Annotated in this window: 12 protein-coding genes; 10 read left to right on the forward strand and 2 right to left on the reverse strand. The window is 47.7% G+C overall.

Annotation, left to right across the window (positions count from 1 at the left end; translation table 11 throughout):
• Positions 1 to 211 precede the first annotated feature (211 nt).
• The gene (locus tag B0181_RS10925; RefSeq protein ID WP_143821606.1) at positions 212 to 439 is read right to left on the reverse strand and encodes a hypothetical protein; all 228 of its coding nucleotides are present in this window, start codon (positions 437 to 439) and stop codon (positions 212 to 214) included.
• A 47-nt stretch (positions 440 to 486) separates the two neighbouring features.
• Here B0181_RS10925 and ispF point away from each other — a divergent pair, with 47 nt between their 5' ends.
• The 5 genes from ispF (at position 487) to B0181_RS10950 (ending at position 5,078) form a co-directional block, all read left to right on the forward strand.
• Complete coding sequence (gene ispF, locus B0181_RS10930; protein ID WP_078277524.1) at positions 487 to 975, forward strand: 2-C-methyl-D-erythritol 2,4-cyclodiphosphate synthase; 489 nt, start codon at positions 487 to 489, stop codon at positions 973 to 975.
• A gap of 111 nt (positions 976 to 1,086) precedes the next feature.
• Complete coding sequence (gene grxD, locus B0181_RS10935) at positions 1,087 to 1,422, forward strand: Grx4 family monothiol glutaredoxin (protein ID WP_078277525.1); 336 nt, start codon at positions 1,087 to 1,089, stop codon at positions 1,420 to 1,422.
• Between the two features lie 67 nt (positions 1,423 to 1,489).
• Entirely contained in the window at positions 1,490 to 1,828 is a 339-nt protein-coding gene (locus B0181_RS10940; RefSeq protein ID WP_078277532.1) for a hypothetical protein, read from the forward strand.
• 304 nt (positions 1,829 to 2,132) lie between these two features.
• On the forward strand, positions 2,133 to 4,010 hold the full coding sequence (gene mnmG / locus B0181_RS10945) for a tRNA uridine-5-carboxymethylaminomethyl(34) synthesis enzyme MnmG (RefSeq protein WP_078277526.1): 1,878 nt from the start codon (positions 2,133 to 2,135) through the stop codon (positions 4,008 to 4,010).
• Between the two features lie 114 nt (positions 4,011 to 4,124).
• Positions 4,125 to 5,078 (forward strand): AEC family transporter, encoded by a 954-nt coding sequence (locus B0181_RS10950; RefSeq protein ID WP_078277533.1) that lies wholly within the window; start codon positions 4,125 to 4,127, stop codon positions 5,076 to 5,078.
• Positions 5,079 to 5,294: 216 nt separating this feature from the next.
• Here the strand turns inward: B0181_RS10950 and B0181_RS10955 are convergent, their stop codons facing one another.
• On the reverse strand, positions 5,295 to 6,452 hold the full coding sequence (locus B0181_RS10955) for a cupin domain-containing protein (RefSeq protein ID WP_078277527.1): 1,158 nt from the start codon (positions 6,450 to 6,452) through the stop codon (positions 5,295 to 5,297).
• Between the two features lie 485 nt (positions 6,453 to 6,937).
• On the opposite strand from B0181_RS10955, the gene prmB reads away from it, so the two are divergent.
• The 5 genes from prmB to B0181_RS10980 form a co-directional block, all read left to right on the forward strand.
• Positions 6,938 to 8,065 (forward strand): 50S ribosomal protein L3 N(5)-glutamine methyltransferase, encoded by a 1,128-nt coding sequence (gene prmB / locus B0181_RS10960; protein ID WP_078277534.1) that lies wholly within the window; start codon positions 6,938 to 6,940, stop codon positions 8,063 to 8,065.
• Between the two features lie 185 nt (positions 8,066 to 8,250).
• Entirely contained in the window at positions 8,251 to 9,657 is a 1,407-nt protein-coding gene (radA, locus tag B0181_RS10965) for a DNA repair protein RadA (RefSeq protein WP_078277528.1), read from the forward strand.
• 118 nt (positions 9,658 to 9,775) lie between these two features.
• Complete coding sequence (locus B0181_RS10970; RefSeq protein WP_078277529.1) at positions 9,776 to 10,540, forward strand: ABC transporter permease; 765 nt, start codon at positions 9,776 to 9,778, stop codon at positions 10,538 to 10,540.
• Between the two features lie 140 nt (positions 10,541 to 10,680).
• A complete protein-coding gene (locus tag B0181_RS10975; RefSeq protein ID WP_078277530.1) occupies positions 10,681 to 11,805 on the forward strand; it encodes an ABC transporter substrate-binding protein in 1,125 nt (374 codons plus the stop codon).
• A gap of 30 nt (positions 11,806 to 11,835) precedes the next feature.
• Positions 11,836 to 12,586, forward strand: a 751-nt coding sequence (locus B0181_RS10980; protein ID WP_078277531.1) for an ABC transporter ATP-binding protein, incomplete at its 3' end; no start/stop codon positions are given.

A 12,586-nucleotide genomic window follows, 5' to 3' on the forward strand; every position in this document is an offset into this window, starting at 1 on the left:
CGTATCAAGTTTCGTATCAATTTTCGTATCAATTTTCGTATCAATTTTCGTATCAATTTTCGTATCAATTTTCGTATCAATTTTCGTGTTGGTGCAAATTTGGCGTGAATTTACGCCAGTTTGCCAACTTCACCACTTAATTTGGCAAATTTAGCCAAGCAAACTGTGCTTTGGTGGTAGTGAAAGTTCATACACCGTGCGCCAAAATGTGCTAGAATATACAAAATCGTTTGGCCGCTTGATAAATTGGGTTTGTTTTGGCAGATTGCAAGGGAGTAATGCTTTTAAAAGTGGGTTTTAAAATCGCCAAAGCCACCAAAACAAATAAAACAAATTTGGCTAAAATAAATTCAGCCAAAACTAACCTATAAATTAAAGCCATCAGCGATAAATCATCAATAGGGCTTGATTTTACCACAAAAACCACGATAAAAGCCAAAAGATTGACCACATTAAAAACGAGCATGAAAAATTTCGGATAATTTTATGATAAAAATCGGACATGGTATAGACGTACACGCTTTTATTGACCGTGGATTGCCTGAGCAATTCGTAACTTTTGGCGGCGTGAAAATTCCCCATGCCAAGAGCATTTTGGCGCATTCTGATGGCGATGTGCTGCTGCACGCTTTGGCGGACGCACTGCTTGGGGCGTTAGCGCTTGGCGATATTGGCGAGCATTTTCCTGACACGTCTGATGACAATAAGGACTTGGACAGCCGTATCATTTTGCGCCACGCTTATGCTTTGGTGAAGCAGCACGGCTACCAAATCGTTAATGCAGACATGACCATCATTTGCGAGCGACCAAAGGTCTTGCCGCATAAAGATGCCATGCGAGCCAACATTGCTGCCGATTTACAAACCGACATCACAAACATCAGCATTAAAGCCACCACTAATGAAAAAATGGGGCATTTGGGACGTGGTGAAGGCGTACAAGCGCACGCAGTGGTGCTGCTTGCCAAGCAGTAAGACTTAAGCCGAATTGATTTTACACAACTTTAACCAAATTTATTTAAAAGGTTTTACCTTTATTTTTATAACTTATCTTCTACAACCATTTTCCACAACTGGGAGAATTTTATGAGCGACATCAATCCAGAAATCAAATCATTGATTGAAAACCAAATCAAAGACCATGCGGTGCTTTTGTACATGAAAGGCACGCCACAATTTCCACAATGCGGTTTTTCAGCGCGTGCGGTGGAAGTTTTGACGCAAATCGGTCGTCCATTTGCATTCGTGAACATCTTGGAAAATCCAGAAATTCGCGCCACTTTGCCATTGATTGCCAACTGGCCGACTTTCCCACAGCTTTGGGTGAATGGCGAGCTGATTGGCGGCAGCGACATCATTTTGCAAATGTACCAATCTGGCGAACTTAAGCCATTGATTGAAGAGCATAGCCCAGAAGTGTGATTGAGTTTACGCAAATGGAGTGGTGAAACGGTTATTTTTTAATAGCCGTTTTGCTGTTTTTGATAAAATGACACAGACAGACAAAATCAAACAAGTTTCCGCTGAAATTCTTACTTTGTGCGAATCGCCAAACACCGCCTTACAAGCCATTCATAAAATCATCGGTGCTGGCGGCGCAGGCGAGCTGTCTTGGCAGGTGGTGTATCAGCGTGTCATGGCAGACCAAGACGTGCAAGGGGCGTATTATTTGGCGACGTTCGCCCAAAAAATTGACGATTTGCCTTTTGATGCACGCCCACTCATTGACATGGTGATGGCGCATGGCGACGATGCGCTAAAAAACGCTTTGCTGGATAAATTACCCAAGCAAGCCAAAGAGCAGCTTTCTAAATCTGACGCTAAATAAGCACACTTTTCAAGCGATTTTGCGTTATTTGAACGGCAAGATTGAGTAGTGGTGAAATTATGCGATGGCAAAATGTGCAGTGATAAAATTGTGCGCTAAATTGACGTCAAATCAAGTGCTGGGGCATTTGACCTGATGGCGACAGCTTTAAAAATTCTTTGAAAGCTTTTTGCAAAATGTTTTAAAAAATCACAGCAAAACAAAACTTAAAAAGTGGCTTTAAAAAAATTAGCTTTAAAAAGCAACTTTAAAAATCAATTAAAAAATCAGCTTAAAAAAACAAATCACTTAAATCGGTAAACGTATGAATTTTTTATCAGGCTATGACGTGATTGTCATCGGTGGCGGACACGCTGGCACAGAAGCGGCTTTGGCAGCGGCACGCATGGGTTCAAAAACCTTGCTTTTGACGCACAACATTGAAACGCTTGGGCAAATGAGCTGTAACCCTGCGATTGGCGGTATTGGCAAATCACACTTGGTGCGTGAAGTGGACGCATTGGGCGGAGCGATGGCGTTGGCAACTGACAAGGCAGGCATTCAATTTCGTGTGCTAAACAGCCGAAAAGGCGCTGCCGTGCGAGCTACGCGTGCGCAGGCTGACCGTGTGCTTTATAAAGCTGCCATTCGCCAAGTGCTTGAAAATCAAGAGAATTTGCATTTGTTCCAGCAGGCGGCGGACGACATTTTGGTGGAAAATGGACGTGTAACGGCGGTGATTACCGCCACAGGGGTGAAAATTGCCACCAAAAAAGTGGTGCTGACTTCTGGGACGTTTTTGGGCGGTGTGATTCATGTGGGATTACAGCACCAAAGCGGTGGGCGTGCAGGCGATATGCCGTCCATTGCGCTCTCACAGCGTTTGCGTGAGCTGAATTTGCCTGTGGGACGACTAAAAACTGGCACGCCAGCACGCATTGACGCACGTTCGGTCGATTTTAGCGTGATGACTGTGCAGCCCGGTGATACGCCTTTACCTGTGATGAGTTATATGGGCAGTGTGGATATGCACCCGCAGCAGGTGAATTGCTACATCACGCACACCAACGAGCGCACGCACGAGATTATCCGTGCTAATCTTGACCAAAGTCCGATGTTTAGCGGCAAGATTGAAGGCGTGGGGCCGCGGTACTGTCCGAGTATTGAAGATAAAATTCACCGTTTTGCTGACAAAGACAGCCATCAGATTTTTATTGAACCTGAAGGGCTGAACACGCATGAGCTGTACCCAAATGGCATTTCTACGAGCTTGCCGTTTGAAGTGCAGGTGGACTTTATCCGCTCCATGCGTGGACTTGAAAATGCGCACATCACACGCCCCGGTTATGCCATTGAATACGATTATTTTGACCCGCAAAACCTAAAACCGACCCTTGAGACTAAATCCATTGACGGGCTGTATTTTGCTGGGCAGATTAACGGCACGACAGGCTATGAAGAGGCGGCGGCGCAAGGGCTTTTGGCGGGTTTGAATGCGTCTTTGGCGGTGGCGGAAAAAGACAGCTGGACGCCAAAACGCCACGAAGCCTATCTTGGCGTGCTGGTGGACGACTTAATCACGCACGGCACAAACGAGCCGTATCGTATGTTTACAAGCCGTGCTGAGCATCGCTTGCTTTTGCGTGAAGATAATGCCGACCAACGCTTGACTGAGATTGGGCGTAAACTTGGCTTGGTGGACGATGAGCGTTGGGCGAAATTTAGCCAAAAAATGGAGCGCATCGAGCAAGAAACCGCGCGCCTAAGCGATATTTGGGCAACGCCAAATAATGCGATTGGTAAGGCGTTCATGCAAAATACAGGCGAGATTTTGACCAAAGAAAACACCTTGCTTGACTTGTTGAAACGCCCAAACATCAGCTTTAATGACGTGGCGAGCGTGTCAGACAGCGATGTGCCAAGCGATGTGGGCGAGCAGATTGAAATTGGCGTGAAATATCAAGGCTACATCGAGCGTCAAGCCGATGAGATTGAGCAGATGAAACGCCTAGAAAATACGCCTTTGCCGCAGGATTTTGATTATGCAGCGGTGTCTGGACTGTCCAATGAAATCGTGCAAAAACTCAGCCAAGTGCGACCTGCGACTTTGGCGCAAGCAGGGCGAATCAGTGGCGTAACACCTGCGGCGGTGAGTTTGCTTGCGATGATGATTAAAAAGCGAGCGAAAATGCGTGATGTTTAAGTTGGTCTGATTGGCGGCTTTGCTGACAAATTTGCTGGCTGATGGGTATTATCAAAGCGTGTAAAAAGTGTTACAATGCGCTTTTTGCACGTTTGATCCATGAATATCCAAGAAATCCTTGACGCCATCGCCTTTGCTTTTATGATTGTTTTTCCAAACCTTGCTCTGATGGGGCTGGGTTTTTTTATGCAACGAAAAAGCCTGATTAATAAAAATTTCATTGATGTGGCGTCAAAAGTGGTGTTTAATTTTTGCTTGCCGTGCTTGCTATTTTTTAGCGTCATTAAAAGCCAAGTGGACATGGCGGCGCAGGCATGGCTGATTGGCGCAGGATTTATCACAACTTTTGTGCTGTTTTTTGGTGCGGAAATTTACGCCAAGTTTTTCGTGCCTGCGGTGCGTGATAAAGGCGTGTTTGTGCAGGGCGTTTTTCGCTCAAACATGGCGATTATTTCGCTGGCGGTGGCAAGCAATGCTTATGGCGAAGCTGGCACGAGCGTGGCGGCGGTGTACATGGGTGTGATTACGATTTTGTATAACGTGCTGGCGGTGATTACGCTGTCGCGCACCACGCAGGCGCAAAATTTTACCGCCCAAGCGCGTGGTATGCTGGGCAAAATCATCAGCAATCCTTTAATCATTGCGCTGGTGGCGGCATTTGTTTATCAGGCGCTGGCGTTGCCATTTCCGCCAAAGCCGATTGCCAGAACGGGCGAGCTGCTTGCTGGTGTGGCTTTGCCGCTGGCACTGATTTGCACTGGGGCGACTTTAAATGTCAAATCCATGCTGGCATTGTCTGGTGTGTCCATGCAAGCAAGCATTGGGCGAGTTGTGGTTGCGCCTTTGGTGGCGGTGGTTACAGGCGTGGCGATGGGCTTGCCGCCTGTGCATTTTGGTGTGCTGTTTGTGATGGTGGCAAGCCCTGCGGCAGCGGCAAGCTATGTGATGGCAAAATCCATGGGCGGCAATGACGTGCTGGCGGCAAACATTTTGGCGTTTACCACCGTGGTGAGTATGATTGGCATGGCAATCGGCATGGCGTGGCTAAGAATGTTGGGCTGGGTTTGATGTGCTTTTAAAACTTGCGTTTGATGAGTGAATTAAAGTGCTTTTAAATGTGAATTTTATTCCAAATTTTAAGTCTTATTGAGCCCAATCTACCAATCAAACTTAAAATCAATCCGAAAACCAAGCTTTTATCAAAACAAAAACCATCGCCGCTTGACGATGGTTTTTCTGTAGTTTTGTTAAGCTTTACTTAATGATAAAAATTAAGCAAGTCCATCAAATCAGCACCAGCCAATAATCATTCATCCATTCGGCAAGCTCGCTTAGGCGTGCCTGCGGTAAATCATCAAGCGTCAGCACTTCGCCATTGACTAAGCGTGTCAGCAAAGCAGTGCTTTCATCGTCCAATGACACGCATTCGCCATTGATGTACCACGCGCCATCGCAGCGCACAAAGCGGCTGGCAGGGTTTGCCATCAAACATTCGCCTTCGCCAAGTCGTTGTGCTAAAGCGCCTGCGTCCATTTCATCTTCAAAAGCCAGCAAATCATACTGGCGCTTACTCACCAATTCCGCCACCGCACTGCGCACGATGTCATCGCCAGCAGGGGAATTGAGTGTGTCAATCAGCACTTGCTTGATGGCGTCAAGGCTGGCTGCGCTAAGTTCGTTGGCGTCAGTTTGTAGGGCTTGCGGCAGCGTGATGGGTGAGAACAGGCTGCGCTCATGGGTGGCAACGTCCGCAATTTCATCTAGGATTTGCACCACGTTTGGGCGGCGAAAGCCAAAGCTAAAAGTCAGGCAGTCATTTTGTGCAATGCCGTGATGCGACAGGCGTGGCGGCACATACAAAACATCACCGGGTTCTAAAATCTCATCAAAAATCAGCTCGCCCATGTCATCAAGCAGGCGAATCGGCTGACCCGCCACAAAGGGCGTGTCGCCATCGCACATTTTACCCAGCTGCCAGCGTCTTTCGCCAAAACCTTGCGCCAAAAACACATCGTATTCATCATAATGCGCGCCCACGCTGCCGCCCACTGGCGCGTATGACACCATGATGTCGTCTTGTTGCCATTTTGGAATAAAATCAAAGGCTTGCCACAGCTGCCCAAGCTCAGGCGACCATTGCTCAAGGTTTTGTACCAGCACCGTCCACAGCTGCGGCGCATTTTGAATATCGCTTTCGTCAAGCGGTGAGTTTTTTAGCGACCATGTGTTTGGGTTGGTGTCGTCTTGACTGATGAGCCGTGCCGACACGCCTTCTTCGCACGCCAAGCCCAGCACGTCTTCAGGCTCAAACATTTGTGCGATGGCTGGCAAGCCGTTTTTAATTAACAAAGGTTTTTTTTGCCAATAATCACGCAAAAATTCTTCGGCACTCATGCCATTAGGCAAGCAAAACGCCAAGCGTTCAGTGGTTTGATTTGTCATAATTGTGTAGATTTTCTAAAAAGTGTAGAGTTGGTAACCGCCATCAAAAAGCTGATTTGATATTTGTCAAATTTAAAATTTGCCGTGAAATTCGCTTGTTTGATGGTGTGGATTTAGATTTGGGTTTTAAATTTTATGATAGTTTAGCAAGTTTTTCTCAAAAAACCAATTTAAAAATATCGTGAGTTAAAGCTATTTTATACAGCTGTCTTTTAAAAAGCTGATCGGTAAAAAATTTCAAAGTGAAAGCGGTGAAAAGTTGTCAGAAAGTTATGCGAAAATGGCTTTCACACCAGCAAATCAGCGAAAAATATGCTACAATAGACGATAAGTTTTTGTGCCAAAATGCGTGCTGGCAGCCATGTTTTGATGGGCTTAGGCGAGTTTTGGCAGTGGATTTGATTTTATCATTTATTTATAAATTTACTTTGTAATTTTATTTTGATTTAGTTTACAAAAGGAATGCTATGTCGCACTCTGACAATATGAGCCAAGACGTTGATTTTGAAGGTGATTTTATCACGCCTGCTGATGAAGATGAGCAGGATTTTGCTTATTATTTGGACGATGGCAATGATGAAATGACCCAAGCGGACATCGCCCAGCTGTATGCCGAGCTTGCCGAAGCGGAAAAAGAGCTGTCCACGATTCGTGATTTTATCCGTTTTTGTGTAACCAAATTGCGCCAATATGACGTGGTGGTGGCGCAGGGTACGACCGATGAATTTGCCGAAAGTGCGGCGATTGTGCTGCATTCTTTGAATTTGACGTGGTCGGCAGATGAGCAGATTTTGGATTGTAAGCTGATTGGCGCAGAAAAACAAGCGGTGCTGACCTTGCTTTCTGAGCGCATCATTCAGCGTAAGCCTTTGAGTTATTTGATAAATTTGGCGTATTTTTGCAATATGCCGTTTTATGTGGACGAGCGCGTGTTGATTCCACGTTCGGCAATCGCTGAGCTGATTAACCAGCGTTTTTATCCGTATTTTGATGTGGAAGACGCCAAAAAATCGCAGTTTTTTGAGCATGGTTTGCCAGAGCTTGGCTTGTCTGCGCCAGAGCGCATTTTGGATTTATGCACAGGTTCAGGCTGTATCGCCATTGCGCTGGCGGCGGCATTCCCTGATGCCAATGTGGATGCAACCGACATTGACAAAGACGCACTAGAAGTGGCGTGGACAAACGTAGAGCATCACGATTTGGCGCACCAAGTAACGCTGATTGAGTCGGATTTATTTGCCAAAATTCCAGCGGAAAATCAGTACGAGCTGATTGTTACCAATCCGCCTTATGTGGACGCAGCGGCGATGGCGGATTTGCCACCAGAGTTTTTGCACGAGCCAGAACACGCTTTGGCGGCAGGGCAAGACGGCTTGGATTTGGTGCATCAAATCTTGTACGCTGCGCCTGATTATCTGACGCGCGATGGGCTTTTGGTGTGTGAAGTGGGTGATAGCGAATGGCATTTACGCCAAGCCTATCCAGAGATCCAGTTTGACTGGCTAACCTTTGAAAAAGGCGGTAGCGGCGTGTTTGCCATCACTTGCGAAGAGCTGCTTGAATATCGTGAAGATTTCGCACGTCAAGTGGCGCGCGTCAAGGGCGAAGGCTGATTGCGTGGCATGGTTGCACACCGCTAAGCCAGCCGCTTGCCAATTTGCAAAACTCACCGTGTGTGGGTTTTGTTTTGTAGAGCGGTGTTGATGGACGTAAAGGTTTATGAACGTTTGTGCGCCTAGTGTGAAACGTGCGTTTATTTGATACAATTTAACTTATTGTTAATTAACTGATTGATTTTATGGCAAAAAAATCCAGCTATGTCTGCCAAGCGTGCGGTGCGCATTATGGCAAATGGTCGGGGCAATGCACCGATTGTGGCGAGTGGAATACGCTTGTAGAAGCGATGGACACAAGTTTGCCGCACCATCGCAGCGCACCAAAAGCCGCCAAGCCAAAAACTGCCAACTATGCAGGCGACACGTCAGGCGTGATGAATCTTGACCAAGTGGGCGTAACGCTAGAAACGCGTATGCCGACTGGCTTGGGTGAGTTTGACCGTGTGTTGGGCGGTGGTTTGGTGGCAGGTTCGGTGGTGCTGATTGGTGGCGATCCGGGTATTGGTAAGTCCACGATTTTATTGCAAACCGCCACAAATATGGCGAGTTTGGACAGCTTGGCAGGTTCGGCTTTGTACATCACAGGCGAAGAGAGCTTATCGCAAGTTGCCATGCGCGCCAAGCGTTTAGGTTTGCCGACTGACCGCTTGCGTGTGCTTGCTGAGACGAATGTAGACACTATTTGCCTTGCTTTATCTGCCGAGCAGCCAGCGATTGCCATCATTGATTCCATTCAGACGCTGTACACCGAAGCCATCACGTCTGCACCGGGCGGCGTGGCGCAAATCCGTGAATCGGCAGCCATGCTGACTCGCTACGCCAAGCAAACAGGCACGGCGCTGTTTTTGGTGGGGCATGTTACCAAAGAAGGTTCGCTGGCTGGCCCTAGGGTGCTTGAGCATATGGTGGATACGGTGCTGTATTTTGAAGGGGAGAGCGACAGCCGTTTTCGCATGATTCGCGCGGTGAAAAACCGCTTTGGTGCGGTGAATGAGCTGGGAATTTTTGGCATGACGGATACAGGACTTAAAGAAGTCGCCAACCCATCGGCAATTTTCCTAAGCCGCTATGAAAAACCCATCGCAGGTTCGGTGGTGATGGTCAGTCGTGAAGGCACGCGGCCGCTTTTGGTGGAAGTACAAGCATTGGTGGACGATGCGCACGCCCAGCCAAGACGTATGGCGCTGGGTTTGGATTATCAGCGGCTTGCCATGCTGCTTGCGGTCATGCACCGTCATGGCGGCATTCACACCAGCGGGCAGGACGTGTATGTGAACGTCGTGGGTGGTGTCAAGGTGATGGAAACGGGCAGTGATTTGGCGGTGCTTTTGGCGTGTGCGTCCAGTATTCGTGAGCGTGCGCTGCCGCCAAGGCTTGCGGTGTTTGGCGAAGTGGGCTTGTCTGGCGAGATTCGCCCTGTGCCAAATGGGCAAGAGCGTCTGCGTGAAGCGATGAAGCACGGATTTACGCACGCCATCATTCCTAAGGCAAATGCGCCCAAAGAAAACAGCACCCAATTTCAAGGCATTCAAGTGATTGCGGTGGACAGGCTGGACGAAGCGATTGACCGTGCGTTTGATTTGATTTAGCGTTGGTTTTAAGTGGTGAAATTTTATTCGTTAATTTCATTCACAAACCCAAACCGTTTTTAAACCCATTGTCATTCACTGCATTTTATCCGCCATTCACCGATAAGCTGAGTACATCATGCCAACTGCGCTAAAATCCTTGCTGCTTTTTGTGCGCCGCTACAGCGTGGTGGCGGTGCTGCTTGCGCTGTGGCAAGCGGTGGTGGCGTTTGGGTTGCTGCCTGATTATCTGTTGCCATCGCCTGTGCAAATCGTGGCGGCATTCATTGATGATTTTTGGCTGCTGATGAATCACGCCAAATACACGCTTTTGACGGCACTGATTGGTACGTTGATTGGGCTTTTGCTGAGTTTTGTGCTGTCGATTTTGATGGATTTGTCGGCAGGTTTTAAAGAAAAAATCTATCCGCTGTTGCTGCTCAATCAGACCATTCCGACCATCGCCATTGCGCCGCTTTTGGTGATTTGGCTGGGCTATGGCATTTTGCCAAAAGTGGTGCTGGTAGTGCTGTCGGTGTTTTTTCCGATGACGATTGCGCTGATTGACGGCTATCAATCGGTGGAAAAAGAGCAGCTCAATCTTTTTAAATCCATGAAAGCCAGCACTTATCAAAGCTACCGCTACCTAAAAATTCCTTCTGCGATGGGTTATTTTTTCACAGGGCTAAAAGTGGCGATGTCTTATGCACTGGTGTCTGCGGTGGTGGCGGAGTGGCTGGGCGGCTATCACGGGCTTGGCGTGTACATGACGCGCGTGCGCAAATCTTATGAGCTGGATAATATGTTTGCGGTGATTTTTTTCATCAGTGTGCTGACGCTGCTTTTGATTGGGCTGATTAAGCTGATTGAGCGGCGTGTGTTGGCGTATCAGCCAAGAGATTAGAAAAGTTTTTAATTACAATAAGTTGTAAGAAAAGTACTGCAAAATTAAATGACAAGACAAAGTTGCAAAACCAATTTTATCAAGCTGGCCTTGCAAAATCAGTTTTCCAAAAATAATTTCATCAAAAAGGACTCACAGCGATGACGCTTTACCGCAGCAAATTCACCCAAAACTTTACTCAAAGCGTGTTTTTCAGTAAACAAGCTGCACCATCAAATCAGCAAAGCACTGACGAGAAATCCGCACAAATTACAAAAAGCAAAACATACACGCAGCGATTACTGCCTGTATTGGCTGGCGTTTTTGTAATTACAGGGTGCGCACAAAGTGGTGATAACGAAAGTGCAAAAAATACGGCTGATGAGCTTATCATTGCGCTTGATTGGGTGCCAAATACCAATCACACAGGGCTGTATGTGGCGATTGAGCAGGGGTATTTTGCCCAAGAAGGCTTAAGCGCAACCATCGTACAGCCAAGCGAAGACAGTGCTTCGGTGCTGGTGGCAAGTCAGCGCGCGGATTTGGGCGTGTATTTTCAGCCGAACATGGTAAAACGTCTTGTCAAAGGCGAGCCGATTACCGCCATCGCCGCCATTGCTCAGCATAACAGCGTGGGGCTTTTATCCTTGCAATCGTTGGGCGCAAAATCGCCAGCGGATTTGCACGGCAAGCGTTATTCCACTTGGGAAGATGCGGTAGACGATGCGACTGTGGCAAACGTCGTGGGCGCACCGCTCAATCCTGTGCCGGGTGAAAGCACGGACGCAACAACGGCTTTGCGCATGGGATTGTTTGATTATGTGCTGGCGTATTACAGCTGGGACGGCATTCACGCAGGGCTAAAAGGTGTGCCGACCAACTTTTTTTATTTAAAAGACGCCAATCCAACCTTTGATTATTATGCGCCTGTGCTGATTGCCAATAACGAAAAGCTTGCGCAAAATCCAGAACGTTACAAAAAAGCCTTAAACGCCATCAGTAAAGGCTATCAATACGCTGCGCAAAATCCTGAACAAAGTGCCAAAATTCTACTCAAGTACGCGCCAGAAACGAACAGCGAGCTTGCCCATGCCAGCCAAGCCTTTATGTCGCAGCAGTATTTGGCGGCGGACGGCAGCTGGGGTTATTTTGATGACGCACGCTGGAATCGCTTTTATCGCTGGGTGTATGAGCAGGGTTTGGTTGATAAACCGTTTGCCGATGGCGCAGGCATGAGCAATGACTATTTGCCTGCCAAATCTGCTGCTGACAGCCAAACGCCTTGAGTTAAAACGGTTTTATTTAAATTGCTTGCCATGACACAACGCCACGCCCAAAATTCCAAGCATAAACTTACCTTAAAAAACATCAGCCATTGCTTTGGTGCGGTGGCGGTGCTTGATGATGTGTCGCTAGAAGTGCGCACAGGCAGCGTGGTGGCGATTGTGGGTGCCAGCGGCTCTGGCAAGACGACTTTATTTCACATTGCTGCTGGGCTGATTGCGCCAGACGCAGGCGTGGTCAGTATTGATGGGCAAGATGTTACGGGCAAGGCGGGGCAAGTCGGCTATATGCTGCAAAAGGATTTGCTACTGCCGTTTTATCGTGTGTATGACAACATCGCGCTGCCATTGATACTGCAAAACCTACCAAAAGATGAAATCGCCCAGCGCATCATGCCCAAACTTGACGATTTTGGGCTTAGCGAGCACATACAAAAATATCCGCACGAGCTGTCAGGTGGGCAACGCCAACGCGCGGCACTACTGCGTACTTATCTGGCGAATGATGAAATTATGCTGCTGGACGAGCCGTTTTCTGCGCTTGATTACATCACCAAACGTGCCATGCACGCATGGTTTGCGGCATTTCAGCAGCGCACTGGTTTGACTTGCCTGATGATTACGCACGACATTGACGAAGCCATGGCGCTTGCCGATTGTGTGTACGTTTTAAAAGGCAAGGTGCATGATAAAGCGCAAAACGAGAGTGAAAAACACGGCGCAACGCTTAGCCAGCCGTTTATCGTACCAAAAAGCGAAAATTTTCGGCTATTTTCAAAACCCG

This window comes from Moraxella caviae, assembly GCF_002014985.1.
GTDB classification, from domain to species: Bacteria; Pseudomonadota; Gammaproteobacteria; order Pseudomonadales; family Moraxellaceae; genus Moraxella; species Moraxella caviae.